General features: G+C 61.5%; 11 protein-coding genes. 5 read left to right on the top strand and 6 right to left on the bottom strand.

The window, feature by feature from the left end; genetic code table 11:
- Positions 1 to 4: 4 nt before the first annotated feature.
- Positions 5 to 1270, bottom strand: coding sequence for an ABC transporter substrate-binding protein (locus tag P0D77_RS00280; protein WP_277554110.1), 1266 nt, complete (start codon positions 1268 to 1270; stop codon positions 5 to 7).
- 430 nt (positions 1271 to 1700) lie between these two features.
- Between P0D77_RS00280 and P0D77_RS00275 the strand changes: the two genes are divergently transcribed.
- Positions 1701 to 2528 carry a bacteriorhodopsin gene (locus P0D77_RS00275; protein WP_277554109.1) on the top strand — a complete coding sequence of 276 codons (828 nt, stop codon included), beginning with the start codon at positions 1701 to 1703 and terminating at the stop codon, positions 2526 to 2528.
- A gap of 60 nt (positions 2529 to 2588) precedes the next feature.
- Here P0D77_RS00275 and P0D77_RS00270 read toward each other — a convergent pair whose 3' ends face one another.
- From P0D77_RS00270 to P0D77_RS00250, 5 genes are all read right to left on the bottom strand, one after another.
- Positions 2589 to 3599 carry a sensor histidine kinase gene (locus P0D77_RS00270; protein ID WP_277554108.1) on the bottom strand — a complete coding sequence of 337 codons (1011 nt, stop codon included), beginning with the start codon at positions 3597 to 3599 and terminating at the stop codon, positions 2589 to 2591.
- Positions 3600 to 3648: 49 nt separating this feature from the next.
- On the bottom strand, positions 3649 to 7137 hold the full coding sequence (locus P0D77_RS00265) for a PAS domain S-box protein (RefSeq protein WP_277554107.1): 3489 nt from the start codon (positions 7135 to 7137) through the stop codon (positions 3649 to 3651).
- A gap of 525 nt (positions 7138 to 7662) precedes the next feature.
- Positions 7663 to 9069 (bottom strand): hypothetical protein, encoded by a 1407-nt coding sequence (locus tag P0D77_RS00260; RefSeq protein WP_277554106.1) that lies wholly within the window; start codon positions 9067 to 9069, stop codon positions 7663 to 7665.
- A gap of 1033 nt (positions 9070 to 10102) precedes the next feature.
- Complete coding sequence (locus P0D77_RS00255; protein ID WP_277554105.1) at positions 10103 to 13567, bottom strand: ATP-binding protein; 3465 nt, start codon at positions 13565 to 13567, stop codon at positions 10103 to 10105.
- A 377-nt stretch (positions 13568 to 13944) separates the two neighbouring features.
- Positions 13945 to 14745 carry a hypothetical protein gene (locus tag P0D77_RS00250; protein WP_277554104.1) on the bottom strand — a complete coding sequence of 267 codons (801 nt, stop codon included), beginning with the start codon at positions 14743 to 14745 and terminating at the stop codon, positions 13945 to 13947.
- A 190-nt stretch (positions 14746 to 14935) separates the two neighbouring features.
- On the opposite strand from P0D77_RS00250, the gene P0D77_RS00245 reads away from it, so the two are divergent.
- From P0D77_RS00245 to P0D77_RS00230, 4 genes are all read left to right on the top strand, one after another.
- Entirely contained in the window at positions 14936 to 16273 is a 1338-nt protein-coding gene (locus P0D77_RS00245) for a PKD domain-containing protein (RefSeq protein WP_277554103.1), read from the top strand.
- 147 nt (positions 16274 to 16420) lie between these two features.
- Entirely contained in the window at positions 16421 to 17872 is a 1452-nt protein-coding gene (locus P0D77_RS00240; RefSeq protein ID WP_277554102.1) for an ATPase domain-containing protein, read from the top strand.
- A 2-nt stretch (positions 17873 to 17874) separates the two neighbouring features.
- Positions 17875 to 20820, top strand: coding sequence for a PAS domain S-box protein (locus P0D77_RS00235; protein ID WP_277554101.1), 2946 nt, complete (start codon positions 17875 to 17877; stop codon positions 20818 to 20820).
- A 139-nt stretch (positions 20821 to 20959) separates the two neighbouring features.
- Positions 20960 to 21793, top strand: coding sequence for a plastocyanin/azurin family copper-binding protein (locus P0D77_RS00230; RefSeq protein WP_277554099.1), 834 nt, complete (start codon positions 20960 to 20962; stop codon positions 21791 to 21793).
- The last annotated feature ends 324 nt before the right edge of the window (positions 21794 to 22117 follow it).

Below are 22117 nucleotides of genomic sequence, written 5' to 3'. Positions count from 1 at the left end.
GCTATCAGTATTCACCTTCTGCGACGTACTCGCGCACGTCCTCGGCCGAAACCTGTGTCGTCTCGGTGAACGCGCCGTCCTGTGCGGTGTTGATCGACACCGTCCCGAAGACGTTGCCATGTTGGGTGAACGTGGTGGGCGTCGCCGCGCCTTCGTAGGTGATCTCGTCGCCGTTGGCGAGGGCCTCTTTCCCCTCGGCGAACGTGGCGACGGGCGTTCCATCGCCGCGACTGACCGGACCGAGGTTCTGTTGGATCGCCTCGGGGCTCGTGTCGCCGGCGCGTTCGATAGCCAGCGCGGTTACCTGAACGGCGTCCCACGACGGGGGCGTCCAGCCGTTGATCGACGCGTCGCCTGCCTCCGTGTAGATCCCTTCGAAAGTGTCGTAGCTCGGACCCGACCGTCCGGGCTGTGCGACCCACGCACCGTGGAGGTCGCTGCCGACCTGGTCGATCACTTCCTGCTGTGCGAGCGTGTCCGAGAGGATCGGCTGGCGACCGTAGCCGCCGTCAGACCAGTCACTCAGCGCGGTGATCGCCGACTCCTGGGGCATACTCACCAGGAACGCATCGAAGTCAGCTTCAAACAGTCTGCTGAGCGCCGACTGGTAGCTCGAACTGCCCAGTTCGACCTCGACTTGCTCGGCGACGCTGCCGCCGTTCTCCTCGAAGACGGAGAGGAATCCGTCGACGTAGCTCCGCTCACCCTCGGTGTTCCCGTTGATGATCCCGAGCGTCTCGAACCCTTGCTCGAGAGCGTACACGGCGCTCCCGCCGGTGTGGACGGTGTCACCGACAACCGTCCGCCACACCCACTCGTCGTCGCTGAGATCGCTGGGCGTCGCCTTGTCTCCCCCTCGGGTGTCGAGGAACGTAGATCCCGGCCACGGCGTGACGATCGGCATCTGGAGATCCTGGATGAAGTTCCACAGCGGATTGATCTCACTCGAGAACAGTCCGACGATCGCCGCTGCGTCGTCGTTTTCGACAAGTTGCGTCGTGACACTCCGTGCTTCCTGTGGGTTCACAGCGGTGTCACGGCGAACCAGTTCCAACTCGGCACCCAGCGGGCCGCCCGCCTCGTTGATGTGGCTGACGGCGGCGTCGGCTGCCTGTGAGACGCCGGGTTGGAGGAAGTCGAACGCGCCGGTCAGTGCACCCGGCTGTCCGAATACGATCGTGTCTGTTCCGGTGTCGCCGGCCGTCGCACCACTAGCGGTCGAACCACCGTCTCCGCCGTCGCTTTCCCCCTCACCGCCTCCGAAGCCCACACAGCCAGCGAGTCCGGCGATTCCCCCAGCACCGACAGCAGTCAGAAATGATCGGCGGTCTCCCCGGTTCGGCTTTTTAACTCCCATAACAGCAAAGCGTCTCGGGTATCCTATGATAAAGGGAGCACCGACCATGGTCGAAAATGGCGAATAATTACGTCAAGCGTACAATAACTCGGGTTTTAGTAGCTAATTCCTTAACTGTTACTGTGTCTGACTAACCGGTTTTACAACTATTCTGCGAAAGAGTGATCATATTCATATAGGTGTGTAGCAAGGGTGTGCTTCCTCGGTGTTGTAGGGGCATTCGGTGACTCAGTTCACCCATTCGGGTGTCGTCGATCGTCACGGTGAGAGAGGAAGATACCGATGACGAATGCGAGTACCCCCGACCTATTACTTTCATATCACTTGGCGACCTACAGGGAATATGACATTCCAGTTCGAATCAGTCGCCGGATCACCGGTACTCCAGGTGACGCAGTCGGAGGTATTCGACCTAATCCGAGACGACGTCCTCCTCAGTTCCTCGCTGTGGGCGAACATCGCGCTGGCTGGGCTGTCCATCCTGCTGTTCGTGTATATGGGTCGGCAGGTGTCCTCGCCACGTGCGAAATTGATCTGGGCGGCGACGCTGATGATCCCGCTGGTGTCCATCTCCAGTTACGTCGGCCTCGTCTCCGGACTGACGGTCGGCCTCATCCAGATGCCGCCGGGCCACGCATTAGCGGGTGAGGAAGTGCTGAGTCAATGGGGACGATACCTCACGTGGGCGCTGTCGACGCCGATGATCCTGCTCGCACTCGGCCTCTTGGCCGACGTCGACCGCGGCAGCCTGTTCACCGTCATCGTCGCCGACATCGCGATGTGTATCACCGGACTGGCGGCCGCGCTCGTCACCTCGTCGTACCTGCTCCGGTGGGCGTTCTACCTGATCAGTTGCGCGTTCTTCGCGGTGGTGCTGTACGCCCTGCTCACCGAGTGGGCGGCCGCCGCGAGCGCCGCCGGCACCGACGAGATATTCGACACGCTGCGCGTGCTCACCATTGTCCTCTGGTTGGGCTACCCCATCGTGTGGGCGCTCGGCGTCGAGGGCTTCGCGCTGATCCAGTCGGTCGGCGTCACCTCGTGGGCGTACTCGGCGCTCGACATCTTCGCCAAGTACGTGTTCGCGTACCTCCTGCTGCGGTGGGTCGCGAACAACGAGTCGACGGTGGCAGGTGCGAGTACCTCGGGTGCGGCACTCGCAGACGACTGATCGGGACCGATCCGACCGCGTCGCTGCTCGTTCTTCAGCCACTCGCCGCGCTTTTCTCGCTCACTCGACGCGGAACTCGAACCGAGCGCCGCCGTCGTCACTCTCGATGGCGACCGTCTGCCAGTCGTGTGCCTCGGCGATCTCTGAGACGATGAGGAGGCCGAGTCCCGTACCGCCGTCGTCGCCGGTCACACCCGCCTCGAACATCTGGTCGTGGACCTCCGGGTCGATTCCGGGGCCGTCGTCGGCGACGTAGAAGCCGCCGCCCTCGAGGGCACCGACGGTGACGGTCACGTCTTCACCCGCGTGGTCGACGCCGTTGCGGAACAGGTTCTCCAGCAGTTGTTGTAACCGTCCTGGGTCGGCGGCGAGTGCGTGGTCGCCCGGCTTGACTTCGATCGTCGCTTCGTCTGTGTCGACGCTCTGCCACGCCGCGCGTGCAACCTCGTCGAGGCGGACGGGTTCCAAATCGCTGATCGGGTCGCCGCCGCGGGCGACTGTCAGCAGGTCCTCGATGAGCGTCTCCATCCGCGTGAGTGCGCTGTCGACGAGTTCCACCTCGTCGCGGTCGACCTCCGCCCGAAGGATGTCGAGGTACCCCTGTGCGACGTTGAGCGGGTTGCGCAGGTCGTGGGAGACGACGCCGACGAACGAGTCGAGGCGCTCGTTCTGGCGCCGCAGTTCCGCCTCACGACGCTTGCGTTCAGTGATGTCTGCGATGGTGCCGAAGTTGTACGGTTCGCCGTCGATGTGGCCGCGCGTCGTCGTCGTCTCGACGGGGACGCTGACGCCGTCGAACTCGTGGGTCGTCTCGGCCGTCCGGGTGTCACCTTCCGCGAACGACGTCCAGTAGTCGTCGAACCGCCCCCGTTCGAAGTCGGGTGCGATCTCCCACAGCGCCGTCCCGACCAGGTCATCGGTCGTCGTCTCGAACAGGTCGGCGTACGCCTGATTCACGTACCGGAAGCGACCGTCTTCGCCGTAGATGCCGACGCCGACGCCGACCGTCTCGACCATCCGCTCGAAGAACGCCGTATCGAGGTCAGCCGCCGTCGGTGGCTCGTCGTCCATCCTATCGACGCAGTATGGCGCTTTATGTTATAATTGTATGGTGTCTACATTATTCGGCGCTCTGCCGGCGGTCGGTCACTGATTCTGAGCTGGTCGTCGACTCCGCAGACGGAAGCCGAACTCGGACGACCGTCCCGCCGTCGTCGCAGTCGTCGAACTCGAGTTCGCCCCCGTAGCGCGTGACGACCCAGTGAGCCACCCACAGGCCGAGGCCGCTCCCGTGTTGCAGCGACGTCTCCTCGCCCGCGCTCAACACGGCGACCTCGTGTTCGGGGATGCCGGGGCCGTCGTCGGCGATGGCTATCTCGGTCCACCTGTCTCGTTCATCATCTCGACTGACAGATATATCGATGCTCGTCGCGTCGCCCTCGGCGTGTTCGACCGCATTTTCCAACAGTTGCTCGAACGCGAACTGGAGTGTGCTGCTGGCGAGGACGTAGTGACGCTCCGGGACGTCGGCCGTGAGGTGGACGCCCGCGTCGGGAACGACGCGGGCGGCGGCCTCCCGGAGTTGGTCGATGACGTCGACCGGCTTGCGGACCACGTCTCTGTTGATAACTGTCTGCGCTTGCTGTGCGGTATCCGCGATGTCGTCGAGGTGGTTCGCACGGCGACGGATCGTCGTGGCGGTCTCCGCTTCGGCTCCATCGAGTCGGTCAACCAGCAGATCCGCGTGGCCGTGGATGACGGTGAGGTCGTTGCGAAGGTTGTGTCGGAGGACCCGGTGGAGCACCTCCGACTGCTGTCGGCGTTCGCGCCGTCCGGCGATACTGTGGACGGTGACGATGTTGTGGGTCTCACCGTCGATCGTCACCCGGGTCGTCACCGTCTCGACTGGCGTCGTCGAGCGGTCGGCACGGCGCAGTTGCGTCTCCTGTGTCCGTGTCTCGCCCTCGTCGAAACTCTCCCAGTACGTCTCGAAGCCATCGGCGTCAATCGAGGTGATCGACTCCCACGCTGGCGTCTCCTCGACCGACTCCCGCGTGCGACCCAACAGCCGTGCACACTGGTCGTTGACGTACTCGAGGTGACCCGACTCGTCGTACATCGCGAGGCCGACGCCTGCCTCGGTGACTGCTTGTTGGACGATTTCGAGTTCTTCCTCGCGTTGTCTGCGTTCGCTGATGTCACGGACCGACCCGACGGTCCCACGGAAGGAGTCGTCGTACGGGAGCAACGCGAGTTCGACCTCGACGGGGAGTTCCGTCCCGTCGCGCGTCAGTAACGCCCCTTCGAAGGTGTCGCTCGTTTCGCCGGGTGTCACGAGGAGGTCGACCACGCGCTCGGTGGCCGTCTCCTCGGTCTCGTCCGTCGATATCTCTGAGATGTGCGTACCGACGAGGTCCTCGCGGTCGTAGCCGATGGCTGCGGCCAACGGTTCACTAATCAGTTCGATCCGGCCATCGTCGTCGACGACGTATGTCATCTCGCGCGCCGTCTCGAACAGCGTCTCGTAGCGCTCGAGTTCGCGCCGTCGGTCGAGTTTCGCCACCGCTGTCTCGGTGTTCACCGACAGCAACTCCGCCAGATCACGGTCGGTCTCGTCGAAGTCGACCGAGTCGTCTCCAGCGATTGCGATCGTACCTCGGTCGCCGACGGGGGCCAGTAGGACGGCATCGAGGTCGTCACCGCCACTGTCGCGGTCGCGGTCACCGTCGAGTTCGACGACGGTCGTCTCATCACGATGCGCCGGCCACACCGCCTCGTCGTCTGGCGCGAGCACCTGCCCGTCGACGCTCGCTGCGTCGGTCCCGGCTGTGGACACCGCGGTGAACGTCTCGGTGTCGCCGCGGTCGCCCGAGTCGTCGGCCAGGTACAGTGTCGCCGGACGCTCGAAGACGTCCGCCGCCGTCTCGGCGACCGCGTCGGCGAGCGCCTGATTCGTCTCCGCGTCGAACAGTTCCTGCGTTCCGGTGATCAGGCGACGACGCGCACGTTGTGTCCACTTCCGGTCGGTCACGTCGGAGAAGTACACCGACAGACCACCCTCGTCGGGGTACGCGCGCACCTCGAACCAGGTGTCCATCGCCTCGAAGTACTCTTCGAAGGTGACCTGCTCTTGCTCACGCAGCGCCTGTCGATACGCCGACTCGAATCTGGTGCCGACGGCATCCGGAACCTCCTCCCAGAGGTGTCGGCCGCGGACCTCGGCGTCCGCCGGCAGGTCCATCGCGTCGCGAAGCACCCCGGCCCCGGTATCGTTGGCGTAGCGGACTCGCCAGTCTCGGTCGAGCCCGAAGAACGCGTCGCTCACCCGATCGAACGTGTCTTCGAGGCGGTCTCTTGTCTGGTCGACCTCGCGGCGATACTGGACTTGCTCGAACTCCCGGCGGAGCCACTCGACGATGTGGCGTACCAACGTCTGCTCTTCGTCCGTGAACGACGACGCCCGCGTCGTCTGCTCGACGAAACACACCATCCCGTACAGGTCACCGTCGACGCGGATCTCACTGCCCACGTAACAGGTCGGCGCGTCGTCGCTGGTAACGCTCGCGTCGATCACGTCGCTCTCGTTGACGTCGGGTTCCGCCGCCATCGACCGCTCGGGGTCGTCGACGACGAACTGACAGTACGTCTCGTCGAACGGGAGCGTCATTCCCTCACGCACCAGACGCTCGTCGCCGTGTGCCACCTCGACCTCGTAGTCGTTCGACTCCACGTCGACCCGCCCGAGGTAGCCCGCGTCGACGTCCAAGCGGTCGGTGGCGAACCGGATCAGTTCGTCGACCTGGTCTTCGAGCATAAGATCCGGATCTGCAGTGATCTCGTGAACGCGCTGGAGTGTCTCTCGACTCCACTCGAGGTCTCGCTCGCGTGCTTTCCGTTCGGAGATATCTTGCACCGACCCTACGACGTACGACTCGTCGAAGAACTCGGCAGCCTCCAAGCGAACCTCGACCCAGATGTCCGTCCCCTCGTTCGTCGGGTCTCGCCACTCGATGCTCACTGACTCCCCCGCGGCGGCTTCCCGGACGAGCGCCACCGCACGCTCGCGGGAGAACGCCTCGTCGTGGTCGACGAAGTCCGAGAGCGTGATGTCGTACGTTGATGAGTCGTAGCCGAGCAGGTCGTAGAATCGTTCGTTACAGGCGACCACCTCGGCCGTCTCCGGGTCGTGGACGACAATCCCGTGGTCCGTCTCGTTGACCATCGCCATCTCGAACGCGCCCGCGACGTAGCGGTCGACGATGGCCGTAATCTGATCGATGAACGTCTCCGGATAATCCGTGGGGTTGAGGCCGACTACGTCCGTCGCGCCTGCCTCGTAGGCGGCCGCGGCGTCGACGCTCGATCCAACGGCGACGACTGGACACTCGCCGACTGCCTCGGCGGCACGCTCGATGGTGGGGTCGACCGATCCATCACCTCGCGCCGGATCTGCGAGACAGATCACGATGCCGACGTGGTCGGCGCCGACCTCGACGCCATCCTCGCTCGACGAGAGAGGCTCGACGGGCGAGAGATCGCTGCGATCGCTGATCAGTTTGATTAGCTCTGCTCGCGTCGCATCCGCTCCGCCACAGACGACAGCCGGCACGCTGTCTGGTCTTGTGACGCGCCCCCCACCCGAAGTTCGCATCCACTCTATGCCACCGCTGGAGAGTGAAAAATGACGGGATCGTCGAAGTAATTTACAGTAGATTGGTTGATGGACAAACCACCCCGGTTGTCGGCGTCACCGCGACCGAATCACCGTCGTCAGCGATGTGGTTCTGTCCGGGCTGGTGACGGTCACGTCGACGGCGATGGCGGACGGTCTGCGACGAAGCGACACGATGACCTACGGCACCTCCCCTACTCCGTGTGTGATCCTGACGCCGGCGAACAGATGTTCCTCGTGTTCCTTACCTGTTGTTCGGCCAGCGTGCGACTGTCTCTCCATAGTTCTTCACCCGCGACGGCCGGCGGTGAGGGGGTAGTCGCTCCTATCGACTATGCGAGCATCGGTCCGACCGCTCCACGATGAGGGATGGCTGATAGTGAGCTCCGGTGTCCTCGTGGATAGACCTGCGATGCAAAACCGCACAATGCTGCGGACCAACCACCGAGAACCACCGCCCGCTTAGTTCACCTGGCCGGACAGTTCAGCACCGGCTTTGAACTTCACTTCATTGGACGCGCCGGCGGCCGCGAGATGGACGACGGGTGCGTCGAGTGCGCTCACGACACTATTGCGTAGGTCACCCGCGTGGTCCCGGACGATGCTGCGGAGCGCCCGCGGCAGCGCTGCCGACTCCGGATCGTGAACACCGCTGAACAGCGTCACACCGTAGCGGCTCCGGTCGCGGCCGAACCGCTGTGCGAGCAGGTCGCCGTACCCGTCGCCGTCGAGGTCGCCGCCGCCGGCCACTCGCTCGATGTCGGCCGGTGACACACCGACGACCTCGGTCGGGCCCTCACCAACCAGCAGCGTCGCGGCGTCCTCGTACAGCGCCCCGTCGTCGACGGTCCACCCACCGACGTACAGGAGCTGGCCGTCGTGGCGACAGCGGCGGAGGTGTAGCAGCGCCGGCATTCCTGTCGGGCAGTCTGGCGGTCTCGCGAACACGGGACAGACGAGTGTCGCCGTCATACTGGCACTCTCGCCCTCAGAGCGAGCCGCGCCGGGTGTCACCTCGCGCCCCCAGTCGTCGGCGTCGCCACCAGTTTCCTGCCCGCCTTCCGCGACAAACACCATTGCTGCGCCGTCCGGATCGTCGCCGTTGGTCCCGGTGACCACGACACCGTCGGCGTCGGTGGTGGCGCGGACAAGCCGCCCTTTGTCGTTCTCCTCGGCCAATCTGGCCGAGAGTACGTTGCGACACGCGATGTCGCGGTGGACGACGCCCTCGCCGCGTCGCGCCGCCTGACACAGCCCGTCGTCCGGGTCACCAGTAAGGTAGGCGACGAGCCGTGCGGGAGTGAGTTCGTCCGCTAACGCCCGCCCACCGGGCAGCCGCGCATCGGGAACGCTAATGGCGAATCGCTCGGCGATCACCGGGTCGCCGCCGAGGTAGTTGAACAGGAGGTCCACGTCCTCTTCGGACCCGTCGCCGACCCCGTCGTCGTCGCTGTCATCGTCCTCGAAGTCATCGAAGGCGACGGGCTGGGTCCGGTTCGACCGCGAGGAGTTGTGGTTCTGGGCTCTCATCTCGGCGGTCGTCGTCCAGCCATCGAGGTCGAGTCGCCCCGCGAACGGCCCCACCGCACCGCGGATCCGTGACGGGACGTGTCGAACGGTCGGCTCACTGGGGTGGTACGCCCGGTGTCGGTCGTCGGCGTCGCCGTTCCTGTCGGCGCCAGTCGCACGCCGGTCGCCGGCGTAGAACGCCGCCGGCGATGCGCCCGTCTCGGTCACAGCACTCGCGACGCGTCCGAGACAGCCGCTCAGACTGCCAACGGCAAGTGCGCCCGCCGCCAGCAGCGTCCGGCGCGTCGTCGTTGCTCGCGGGTCGTTCGCGGCCGCGTCGGTGGGGTGTGGCGTTGGCATCGTCGCCGCCTGTAGGCGAAGGGAGGTAATGAACGTGCGCCGCCGGCCGACAGGCAGGGCAGTCCTGTGTAAGCGGCCGGATCCGATGGCTGTACAGCGGGGCTTGTCAGGGGTGGTTACCCTCCCAGCGACCAGTCAACCAACTGTCTGCACACACCCTGATTTCGTACACCCTCTACAACAGGCGCGTATCTGCTGAAATCGGGCGAATCGGGGGAAAGAGATGTCGGTACGGTTTCCGCCGAACTCCGCTTTACCAGATCACCCACCATCGAACGACATCAGTCAAGAGCCCTCGCAAGCAGACAGTCGGTAGACGCCGCAACGGACGCGTCTTCAGCAGGCTCACAATCAGGGCGGGCTGACAACGACGCCGCGTCGACGACGTGAATGTGCCGAAATAGCCATACTCAGACGGTGTATCGGCAGATCAGCGACGCGGCTCAAGCATCGACGGCACAGGAGTGAAGCACCGAAACACGACCAAACGGAGCCCTACACCCCACACACGGACGATCCGATGGCTGGGCAGAGGCTCACCGCCCAGAACGATCCCGATCAGCGAAAGCCCCGCTCAGCATCCGAAACGCCCGGATCCAGGGGTGTACGAATCACGGAGCCAGATCGAGCCAACATCTACAACAGCGAGACTGCGATGCTGGCTGTCTCAGGCCTCGACGTGGCCAAACACCATACTCGCCGACGACAGAGACACACCCGATCACTGCGATTGCTCGGTCACACCCCCTGTATCACGCTAAAGCGGAGGATACGGGGGTTTGTACGCCGCCAGCCCAGGGATAGCGCTATCAGCGATGCCGTAAACCGGGCGCGAGGAGGCCTCTCGAAGGGGTGTACGAACAGAGGGTACAACCAGCACCCTCGTATCCCCCGCTCATAATTTGCAGTCGACACATCCAGCGCGGGGGACGAGTACGCACAGACACCGAAGTGGATAGTCGGTAGTCGTAACCGATAGTGACAGCCGCTGTCTCGTCGCGTGGTGTGCACCCGACGACGCGACCCCGAACCCTCAGTCGTCGCGAAGGTCTCGTTCCAGCGTCCCTGCGGTGTGAATCTCGGTGAAGCCCGGTTCGTCGATCTGCCAGCGACTCGGCGGTGAGTTTTCGCTGTACTCTTTTTTGACACGCGGGTGGTCGTCGCTCGGGTTGTTCAACGCCAGCAACACCAGATACGCGTCCGCCCGATTGCGCGTCACCCAGACCGCCGCCTCCGGCTCAGGGGCGGCAAGCTTGTCGTAGTCAGCCGGTGCCGCCGTGTAGCGGTCGTTGTTCGCCCGCTCGGCCTCCAGCGTGACGACAATCGCCCCCTCGCTGTCGAGGCCGACGGCGTCGTACCGGACGTCTCCACCGTCGACATCGTAGTAGGTGTCGACCTCGACGGCTGCAGAGTCCGCGTCGGCAACGAACGCCTGCTCGATGTAGCGCCGCCCGAGGTCGACCATCAGCGTGTGGAGACTCGACTCCGCGACGTCACCAAGCCCGTGGCCGTGCACGTCACCGCTGCGATGCGGTTCGTTGAGGATCTCCCGCCCGGCAGGCGTCACAGTGTAGAGCGTCCGCGGTGCATCGGTGTCGTGGCGGAGGAGGCCGGCGTCAATGAGGCGTTCGACAGCCGCCTCGCCGAGCCCACAGTCACGCTGGAGCGTGTTCATCCCGTCGCGACGCAGGTCGAACGCGAGCGGGTCGAGGCGGCCGTGTTGGCCCGCATACACTGCCTGGAGAAAGAGCAGCTGCTGATGCGTACACCCGGAGGCGATACGGTCGCCCTCAGAGATCGTGAGCGGCAGCGCACAGACAGGGACTTGGTCACGGTCGAGTTTTTCGAGATCTCCACAGCAGTCGACGGCGCTACGGATGCCTTCGACAGTCGGCTCATACAGTCCGTCACAGTCCGTACAGGCGATGGCGTGGGCGGTCTCCTCGTATCGAACCCCGTTCGGCAGGCGGTCGGTGAACGGCAACGCAGAGTCGATGAGCCCAGTCGGTCGGTCACTGCCAGGTTTGCTCGCCACCCCCACCGTGTCCGCGGTTCCCGTCTCGTCGAGCGTGAGCGCTGACTCGTTCTGGGTTCGGAGACAGGCTGTTTCGTGTTCAGCGTCGAACGCACACTCGCGGGCGTCGGTGAACCCACGTGGTGCATCCGGGTGCCCGGCCGGCAACGGCAGTGAGTTCACGACGAACGGCTGTGGCTCTGGCTCGTTGAATGGGGCGGGAAGTGTGACGAGCCATTCACCCCGAGAGAGCGCTCGCAGTCGCGTGCCCACCTCCTCAGCAGGCGTCTCATCAGTCGCCAGACGTTGCTGCAGTCGGGTGTCGAGCGCGACATTGCCCGTGACGAGCGTGGAGACGTTGTTCATCACCTCGCTGTATGCCCTGGGGTCGGCCTCGCGCAACTGCCCCGGAAACTGCATCGCGAGCGTGATGCCAAGGCCGAACGAGCGCGACTGTGCAAGGAGGTCGCTCAGGAGGTCTGAAACAGCGAGTGAGGCTGCTTCCTCCACATACAGGTTAACCAGTGGGAGGTCGCCGCTCGAGCGGCGTTGGCGCTCTCGAAGTGATGTCCACAGCTTAGACAGGAGGACGAGTGCAAGCGACTGCTGGCTCTTCGAGCGAAGGCCGCCCGTATCAAGGATAACGAGTGCATCCTCATCGAGGACACTCGTGAGGTCGAAGTGCGGGCCGTCATCGCGGGAGACGTGATTGAACACGCGAGCGAGGCGGTCGTCAAGCGGGATTTTCTCGACGCGGTTGGCAACCCCCTGCATAATATGGTCGAACGCTCGCTGGTCGTTTTCGGCGACGCCCTCGAGCATCCCGCGGAGGTCATCATCACTGACGAGTGGCGGCGTGGCCTCCCGACGAAAGCGGTGGATTGTCTGCTCGAGATCGCGGTGTGTGAAGGCATCTGCGCCGTACTCCGGGTCGAACAGCGCCTTCACGAGATAGCGAATGACGTCTGGCGAGCGGACGGCACTATCGAACGACTCTGCACCCGTGACAGCGCGGAGGAGTTCGAGATAGTGATCGGTGACGTCCTGTACTGCGGTGGTTCGGGGAACGCCAGCCGCAAGCGCATCGCGGATATCGAACATCGAGACCGCGGGGAGGGTCTCGCTGCAGTCGAAGTAGTAGACGTCCTCCAACGACCCGTGCGCGGCGTAGTGGGTGCGCAGAAGCGTTTCTGCCATCTCATCGCCCTTCGGGAGGATGCAGATGTCCGCGCCCGCAGTGGCCGCGTGGTTGGCTGTGATGGCACGGGTGAGTGCCGTCGATTTCCCAGAGCCGGTCTTCCCGAACCACGCCGTGTGCAGCGGTTGCAGGCTGGGTGGGAGGGCGACTGTCGAGCGGTCAGTCGTCCCATCGCGACGCCTTGGAGTGCCGAGTTCGAGGCCGTGGTCGTACTGACTGAGCGTTTGTTCGGGTGGTGGGGCGAACCCGGTTTGGTCGCTGTGGAGCGCTCCAAGCGCACGGCTTGCAGGCTGGGTGAGGGTTGCGCCATCAAGCAGGGCGAAGTGTGGGGCGGTCGTCGCGTCGGCGACAATCTTCGGTGAGCGATTACTGACGAGGGGGATGTGCGTCGCGAGGCGGCGGCTGAGTGGGAGGGTCCGAAGTCGCCGGTCAGTGATAGCGCTTTGGAGGGGCTCTGTGGGCTCGGTCTCGGCCGGAGCACGCAGCGCATAGAAGTCGCCGCCGACAGCCGTGAAGGTGGCTGCGAGGTCAGTGACAATCGCGTGCGCTTGTGGCCCGCTCGCGAGCAGTCGAGCATTCACGTCGTAGGAGTGGCCGCTGGATTTCGCGAGGATAGCGTCGATGCGCGTACCGGGGATGCTCCCCGCGTCACCACGCCGGTGAGCAGAGTGTTTCGGCGAGTGTCGATCGGCCGTGTACTCGTCATCTTCGGGTGGGAGGATGAAGCCCGCAAGCTGCTGGCCGATCGTATCTCGGGTTTGGTCGATGCGACGCACGCGGGCTTCTGCTTCACCGCTCCAATCGGGTTTGGGGACGAGCAGCGCCTGGTACGCAGCAGGTGTCGTGCTGGCAGCGAGTGCCTCTGCGATAGAGGCGAGCGGAAGGCCGGGGGCGTCTTTCATCCGCGACGTCTCGTGTTGCTCGGGCGCATCCGAATACGAGGGTGGGCGCAGACGGGTCTGCCAGTCAAGCCGGCGCTCGCCAACCCCGTTGAGTTCGGCGATAGCAGCTGTGTCATCAAGCAGGTGTTCGAGTGGGTCGGTGTTCGTTAGCTCGCGAGCGTACGTATCCGGGATAATCCGATTGATGACGCGGCGAAGTGAATCGAAGGCGGCCGTGGCCGTTCCTATGAAGTAGTGGACGTCCTCGCCATCGCTGACGAGACAGATCTCGATCGTGTGGTCGCCGACGGCGCGATGAAGTTGTTCGAACTGGTCGGTGATGCGGTCGGCAGGGAGCGGCTCGCCACTTGGTGTGATCTGGAGATACTGGCGGTCTGTGGGCACGAGTAGACGCAATCCGTTCGCCAGCAAGTATGCACGGCGTCAAACGGCGTGTGAGGGTCTGCAACGGTGTCTGCGGAAGCCCCCGCCGGCTCAACTTGCGGGGCTCGCTGTGGTCCTCGGCTCACGGAGTTCGCCTGCGGTCCTTGCATCGCCCGTCTTCGTTGACCCGGCGGCCCCTTCCAATCCCACCCGGATGACTGCAGTGGGGCCGATGTCTCTTGCTCAGCGTGTACGAGAGAGTCGCGAACTAATCTGTAGTCGGTTGCCGTCCTCTGGAGTCCTGATCCCGCTGTTTCTGTACTCCTGCTCTCTTAGCGTGATGAATACGCAAAATTAACTGATTGTCACTGCCGGCTCGACCCTACTTCCCCCGAGCGTCACCTCGTGGTCGAGTGTCGAAACTCCGTTGGTGGCTGTTCGCCGAGTCCGACGGTGTAACACCGGAGTGTATACTCCTCGCCACTGAACCCGGAGAGATCGATATTGCTGCCGTTCTGAGTCGCGTCGATCGATGGTGGGAGGATGTGATCGTTCCACTCCGTCGCGGGGAGCTTACTCGGGAGGGTGATCCCGTTATCCTCTATCTTGACCGTTGTGAGGCCGTAGGTTTTGGTCCCCGTGAGCTCGACTGGCAGCGTCGTCGATCGACCTCGCGTCTCGAACCGCCCAGTAAGGCGATAGATGTTGATCGTGTTTGAGGTATCGTCTACAACGGGTTGGTGATCGATAATCGCGTATCCTCCGTCGTTGGTATCGACATACAAGAGGCCGTGTTCATACCGGATAGACGGCTGCGAGGAGACGTAATACCCCGGCGTGAATGTCAGACCCGATGTCGACGTTCCTCCACAGATCTCTGTCGTGTTCGATGTGCCGTTGACCGTTCTGATCTGAAGCGACCCGGGTGTTGACGTGCCGAGTTGCCCAGATGCTGGCGGTGGATTCAGAAACAACAGCCGAGCGGGGTATTCAGTGCCGAGCGATACTGGGACTAGCACCTGCCCGCTTTGTGTAGACGCGCTCAGTGAGACGATCCCAGCGTACAGATCCACCATATCTGACCGCGCCTCTTGATAGTGGTTGTACTCAATCGTCGCATTCTGATTTGGAACGACATACGCCTGGACGATGGAGTAGCTGACGACCAGAAAACCAAATATGAGGATGAACCCGATCACCGTCGATTGCCCTCGATCGGAGAACGACTGACGCACAGTGGCGTACACTATTCGTACTCACATACCTGTGTTTCTGAGATAATCTGACACTATTGCTGAGTGAACGGACCAAAAGAGTTGTTTACTGGAACGTACTGTTCACTGTAACTCGCACGCTGGTGCAGCAATCACCGTCGTGCACGGGGACCATATGGATAATCGAGCCGCGACAGAGTCGATCGGGACGGTCTTGCTCGTCGGGGTTGTCGTCGTCGTCGCTAGTACAGCTGGGAGTGGCGTCCTTCTCGGGACTGCTGAACTCCGTGCCCAGTCGGACCGGACGCAGCTCAGTCTCGAGACCGAAGTTACGGCGTCAAACGTCACCCTTACCCACGTCGGCACGACCTCAGTCGAGACCGACTCAGCGCGGCTGCTCCTTCGCAGCGGTGGGGACCGTCGAGGGCCAGTTTCACTCGCTGACCCGACAGTGAACGGGACAGGCCTCGATGACGGTTCGTTCGATGTTGGTGACAGCGTCCGGCTGTCACACACGTTCTCCGGATATATCGACGTCCTCCTCGTCTCAGCTGAGACTGGTGACCGCCTGTATCAGACGCTCCGGTCGACAGCAACGCCTACTCCGTTCCCGACGCCGGCTGCATCGTCCACCGTGACCGCCGACGCAGCTGCACCCCCAGCAGTTGGAGAGGGATTCAGCATTACCCTCGATGGGTCCGGTAGCACGACCAACGCGGAGAATATCACAAGCTACTCGTGGGCGATCGCGAGCGGTTCCGGGTCGATCACCGAGGACGGGACGAACACACCGAATGCGACGTACGTTGCACCGGATGATGTCTCCGCTAATGAGACGGTGTCGCTGGAGCTCACGGTCACCGACAGTGCTGGGAACACCGATACGACAACACTCACAGTCACCGTTGTCGACATCGACGCCGCGCCGGCCCCTGAGGATGGGGATGGAGACGGAAGTGCGTTCGACGACGCGAACGGCAACGGTGTGTACGACGAGAACGAGACAATCGTGACCAAGGAAGAACTCGAAAGCGGGTACAACGACCCATCAACCGACCTTGTGATCTACCCTTCCGTCGGGGAAGTACGAACGAACGGTGCAGCGGTTGATATCACCGCGAAAACGATAACCTCAGGAGCTGACTTCAGAGCGAATGGCGATGTGATCACACTGACTGCCGAAGGAGATATCGACATCAGTGGTGGTATCCTCGAGTCTAACGGCAACGGAGATATCACGGTCACCAGTACCAACGGCAACATCTCCGCTGTCGGAACGACGTTCGATGCTGGCGGAGGTGTCGTACTCGAGTCTAACGGCGATATCAATCTCGACTCAGCAGTACTGCTGGGAGACACCAACACTGCTGACTTGGGGACGCCGGCTGCGACGCTCTCGGTTAACGAGACGAGCATTGATGGGAAAGGGAAGAACGGTGATACACTCGTCTACTCGCCGACTGGTGTGACGGTGGTTGGCTCGCCGAGCACAGGGACTGTAGTACCAGCGTGACAGTCAGCACATCCCTGCTGCCGATACAAGTCAAGTAGTGTCTGTCGAGCAGGATCGCATCACCGATGCATTCGATGAGAATTATTAACAAATATTCACGTATGATGATTCAAGAGACTTATTAGGATCTAAACGGTAAAAAGTAAGATGAATAATCGTCCTCGGATATCATCGGGAATCGATGGTCTCGATACGCTGCTCAACGGTGGATTCGTCTCCAACCGTACGTATATGATCCGTGGGCGATCTGGGACGGGAAAGACAATTCTCGGATACCATTTTCTTGCTGAAGGAGTCGCCAACGGAGAACACGTCCTCTATATCTCATTTGAGGAAACGGCTGCTGAGCTTGCCGAAAACGCTGCGACGCTTGGATTCGATTTCTCAGATATACCCGTACTTGACCTGAGTCCAACGAGTGGCAAATTCCTCGATGACGAGGCATATTCGGTGCTCGCGCCGAGTGAGGTTGAAGGACAGTCGACAACATCGGCTATCGCTGAAGCGGTCACAGAGCACCAGCCAACTCGTGTCGTCATCGATCCTCTCTCACAGTTACGCCATCTCTCTCCTGATGAATATCAGTTCAATCAGACGGCCGCTTCTCTGATGCGCTATCTCAAGGACACAGGCGCGACGACGCTATTCACGAGTCAACCAGATGCACAGCAGGCGGATGAGAGTCTTCAATACCTCTGTAACGGCTCGATAACCATCTCGCGGACCGATGAAGGACGATTCCTCAAAATCGAAAAGCTCCGGGGATCAGACTTCCAAAGCGGCACCCACGCATTCCGAATCGACGAGGGTCGAGGCATCCGGATCTTCCCCAAGATCCGTCCGGAGAACCATCACGATGAATCTGCATTCGAAACGGTGTCATCGAACGTCGAATCGCTCGATGCGTTACTCGGTGGCGGCCTCGAACGAGGAAGCATCACGCTTGTTTCAGGGCCGAGTGGCGTTGGCAAGTCCACAACCGCGACAACACTTGCACAGGCGTTCGCCGCTCGCGGCGAACGAGCGGCGCTGTATCTGTTCGAAGAAAGCGAGGAGAGTTTCAAACACCGCTCGGCGGCCGTCGGCTTCTCAGTCAGTGACTATCTCGAGTCAGAAACGATGGCTGTCGAAGCTATCGAACCCCTGACCCTGTCCGCTGATGAGTTTGCCCACCGAGTCAAGACCGATGTCGAAGAACACGATACAAAGTTCGTGCTCATCGATGGGACTGCTGGCTACGAACTGAGCCTCCACGCAGAAGGAAGCGACCTGCGCAAAGAACTGCACGCGTTGGCACGGTACCTCCGTAATGTTGGCGTGACAGTCGTGATAACCGATGAAATACAGGACGTCACTGGTGGGTTCCGCGCTTCAGACAGCCACGTAAGCTATCTTGCTGACAATATCTTCTTCCTTCGATACATCGAGGTACGCGGTGACATACAGAAGGCCGCCGGTGTCCTCAAGAAGCGATTCGGGTCGTTTGAGTCTACTTTGCGTTCGTTCCGTATCGACACTGACGGGATTCATATCGGGGAACCGCTTGACAATCTTCGCGGTGTCCTGACTGGAACACCCACGGTGGAGGACGAACAGTAACAGTGAGTGACGAGCACGTAGTATTCGGTGGGGAGACGGGGCTCGACTCATCGACAGGGACCGAGCGGATTCTCCTCGTCGTCCAAGGCCAGCGCAATCGAAAGCTGCTTGCTGACCTCCTTGGTGAGTATGAGGTTGTTGAGGCAGCTCCGACTACCGACGAACCACTTCCCACATTTGACCTCTGTATCGTCGACGCAGCGAGTTACCAGGCGGTCGCTGACACGCTTGCAGACCGAAAAGACGAACATGGCAAACGGCATCTGCCAGTTCTCTTGCTCGTCGGGGATCGAGACGGACAGGAAGCTTCCCAGCGATTGGGCGGAGTGGCTGACGATGCACTCCGTATTCCGGCAGCGAAAGCAGTCGTCAGGTCGCGTGTTGCGTCGCTACTCCGAACTCGTCGGCAGTCACAACAACTCGCGCTGTATCGGCGGGCGATGGATGATGCGACGACCGGCATCACCATCGCCGACGCTTCTCACGACCAGCCGCTGACCTACGTCAATGATGCGTTTGTGGAGATTACTGGATACGAGCGCGAGGACGTGCTCGGGCAAAACTGTCGATTCCTGCAGGGTGAAGAGACTGATCCTAAACCAGTTCAACGGATTCACGATGCTATTGAGGCGGGCGAAGCCGTAAGCGTCGAGCTCCGAAATTATCGAAACGATGGGTCCGCGTTCTGGAATTACCTCGAAATCTCTCCAGTGTACGATGACACAGGGGAACTCACGCATTACATTGGCTTTCAGTCCGATGTTACAGCCAAGCGACAAGCACAGGAGCAATTGCGTGAGGAAACCGAGACGCTCGAACGAGTGTTTGAAGCGAGTCCTATCGGAATCACATTACTCGATGCTGATGGGCAGATTGTCCGCGCGAATGCAGTCGCTGAAGAAGTCCTCGGGCTGGAGCGTTCAGCGGTGGTTGGTCGCACGTTTGACGAACCAAGCTGGGAGATCGTTGGAGCAGAAGGAGAACCAATCGACAGTGAGGACCTCCCGTTCAGTCGCGTGATGGCGACGGGTGAGACTGTCCGAGGCTACGAACACGGTATTGCCGAGGGCGGCGAGACACGCTGGCTTTCAATTAATGCCGCTCCCCTGACTGACGAGTCGGGTGATCGAATCGGCGTTGTCGCGACTATTCAAGATATCACTGACCGTCAAGCCCAAGAGCGTGAATTAGAGCGACTGGTCGACTTTCTTGACCAGACGCAGGCTATTGCCGACATCGGCGGGTGGGAAGTCAACGCTGAATCTGGTGAGGTTGAATACACCAGAGGGCTCGCCAAACTGGTTGGCACCTGGCCACGAACTGAATTCGACCTTGATGAGACGTTCGGCTTCTACCACCCTGACGATCAAGCGGATATCCGTGCGGCGTTCGAACGATTAGTCGCGACCGGTGAGCCACAGGAACTGGAGTGTCGGCTCCGGACGGCATCTGGAGAGATTCGGTGGGCACACGTCCGAGGAAGACCACACCAGTCTGAGCCCGCTGTCTACCGGGGGACGGTCCAAGATATTACCGACCGCAGAAAACGCGAACACGAACTCAAAGAGACGAAAGACCTGCTTCAGTCCGTATTCGATGCCTCACCGCTCGGGATACTCGCAGTGGACGAGGATGGCATCACTCGGCTCTGGAGTAAGGGATGTGAGCAGATCTTTGGGTGGTCTGAGGAAGAAGCCCTTGGCGAACCGCTTCCGAATGTTCAAGAGGCGAAACGGCCAGAGTTCGACGAACTGCGAACTGACGTCATTACAGGTGAGCAGCCAGCCGTGGGCTACGAGACGGTTCGCCAGCGAAAAGACGGCTCGCTCGTCGATGTGGCACTCACGACTGCCCCGATGCGAGACAGCGATGGCGAGATCGCTGGGGTAGTTGGCCTGCTTGAGGACATTACTGATGAAAAAGAACGCAAGGAGGAACTCAGGCGCTACGAGCGTATCGTCGAAACGACAAACGACCTCGTATACACCCTTGATGAGGATCTGACGTTCACGTCACTCAACACAGCAGTTGCTGAGTTTATCGGTTCACCAGAAGGGGAGCTCATCGGCGAGCACCTTTCTACCGTGTTCCAAGATGAGCATGCTGAGTCACTAGCAGTAGCGACGAGCAAACTCTCTGCGGAGCAGATACCGGAGACGACTGTGGAGACGACCATCGTCGACCACACCGGCGAAGAACGACAGTTCCAGACAACGATCTCTGTTGGGCTCTCTGCTCAGGATGCCAAAGAGTTGGTCTGCGTCGGGCGCGACATCACCGAACTGAAAGAACGTGAACGGCGGTTATCTGTGTTCGACCGTGTGCTCCGCCACAACTTGCGGAATAAGATGAATATCATCCAGGCGTGGGCGGACACCCTCCTCAGAGAGACACGTGATGAGACGGTCTCTCAAGGCGCTACAACCATTCGAACTGCCAGCGACGAGCTGCTCGAACTCGCTGAAAGTGTTCGAAAGTTCGAGAGCGTGTTGGACCCGAACGCGACCGACTCGCTGACGACTATCGACGTGGCGAAGTATGTTACTGATATTGCGTCGGAGGCAGAGCTGAGTTATCCGAATGCGTCCATCTCAGTTGATACACCGGCCGTCGCAGAGGCACGGGTGCACGAAGCGTTCGAACTGGCAGTCGACGAGCTCGTTGACAACGCCGTAACACACAGTGGCGAGCATCCGTCGGTTCACCTCTCGGTCACGCTGGACGACGAGGCGGATGCTGTGGTGGTTCGTGTCGCTGATGATGGACCGGGGATTCCAGCGCTTGAACGAGAGTCAGTCGTTGCTGGGGAAGAGTCGCCACTGCAGCATACCAACGGGCTCGGGCTGTGGTTCGTCCGCTGGATGGCGACGAACAGCGGTGGCTCGCTCCAGATCACGGACAACGACCCAACTGGGTCGGTTGTCGAACTTCGATTCTTGCGGACGTGACGCACTCTGTCGTATGAACTACTGCCCCTGTTGAATGCAGAAGTTCCATATATCAGTTGGTTACTGTGACTCGTTTGACTATGCTTTGATAATAGCACCTCCCCAACAGATATTGCCCAGTGGAGTCAGAGTTGACCAAATGGCGAGGTGGACACGACGGTCACTACTCCGAACAGTGGGTGTGGCCAGCCTCGTCGGGACTGCGGGCTGTTCCACATCGCTCCCTGGAGTGCCACCACCAAAGCCCCGTGTAGATGTCCAGCCCAACTGGTTCGAACCAGGTCGGCTCGTCATCGACCCCGGTGAGACGGTCACGTGGTGGAACATCGAGACCCTCAAGCACACTGTTACAGCCTACGAAGGCCGAATCCCCGACGAGGCGAGCTACTTTGCGAGCGGTGGCTTCGACTCTGAAATCGCCGCTCGAGCCGACCAATCGGATTCCGGACTCCTTGGTCCAGGCGATCGCTTTGAGCACCAGTTCACCGTCCCTGGACACTACCAGTACTGTTGCCTGCCGCACGAGGATTTCGACACGATGGCCGGAACGATCGTCGTTCGAACACCGGCAGGCGAGATACCACCACCTCCCGAGGTCGTCCAGCCCGATACCGACCACATCGTGCAGATGGGCCTGCTGTCCTATTACCCGGAGTCATTGACGGTTCGCCCGGGTGACAGCGTCGGCTGGGTGAATGGGACTGGAATCGCCCACTCCGTCACCGGTGAGGACGGTGGACAGGCGATTCCTGAGGGTGACGATAGAGAGTTCCCAGAGAACGGTGAGTACTTCGCCAGTGGGGGGTTCGACTCGGCGGAGGCTGCGGTCGAGGACTGGCTGACGGTGCGGAAGGGTGATGTCCTCCCTGAAGAGCCATTCGTTCATACGTTTGAGGAACCAGGTGCGTACCCGTATCTGTGCCTCTTGCATGCTCTCAATATGAGGGGGACCGTGACTGTACGTGATGTGTGAACTGCCTTACCCCACAGACTCCCGATGTTCTCCTTCGAGGGGGTCCGTCGTGTGCTGCATACGCAGCAGCTATCTATCGGCGGATTCGCCACCTCTCGGATGAACTGAAGCCCAACTGGGTGCCGAACATATCTTCTGCATTCACTGCTCAACGCCGGCAGTTCACCGCTCGATGACGGTAACAGAGCGGTCCGCGCAAGCCCCCGCCGGCTCGACTCGAGGGGCTCGCTATGGTCCTCGCCTCACGGTGTTCGCCTGCGGTCCTTGCATCGCCCGTCTTCGTCGACCCGGCGGCCCCTTCCAATCCCACCCCGCTGAGTGCGC

The sequence above is a fragment of the Halobaculum limi genome (assembly GCF_029490015.1).
Taxonomy (GTDB): domain Archaea; phylum Halobacteriota; class Halobacteria; order Halobacteriales; family Haloferacaceae; genus Halobaculum; species Halobaculum limi.
Note: the sequence above shows the minus strand (reverse complement) of the source record. Positions and strands in the feature narration are given on the sequence as shown.

Excerpts from the sequence above, each read along its gene's own strand:
- P0D77_RS00270 (WP_277554108.1), bottom strand. The coding sequence starts at position 3,599 with ATGGACGACGAGCCACCGACGGCGGCTGACCTCGATACGGCGTTCTTC.
- P0D77_RS00260 (WP_277554106.1), bottom strand. The coding sequence starts at position 9,069 with ATGCCAACGCCACACCCCACCGACGCGGCCGCGAACGACCCGCGAGCA.
- P0D77_RS00240 (WP_277554102.1), top strand. The coding sequence starts at position 16,421 with ATGAATAATCGTCCTCGGATATCATCGGGAATCGATGGTCTCGATACG.
- P0D77_RS00230 (WP_277554099.1), top strand. The coding sequence starts at position 20,960 with ATGGCGAGGTGGACACGACGGTCACTACTCCGAACAGTGGGTGTGGCC.
- P0D77_RS00245 (WP_277554103.1), top strand. The coding sequence starts at position 14,936 with ATGGATAATCGAGCCGCGACAGAGTCGATCGGGACGGTCTTGCTCGTC.
- P0D77_RS00275 (WP_277554109.1), top strand. The coding sequence starts at position 1,701 with ATGACATTCCAGTTCGAATCAGTCGCCGGATCACCGGTACTCCAGGTG.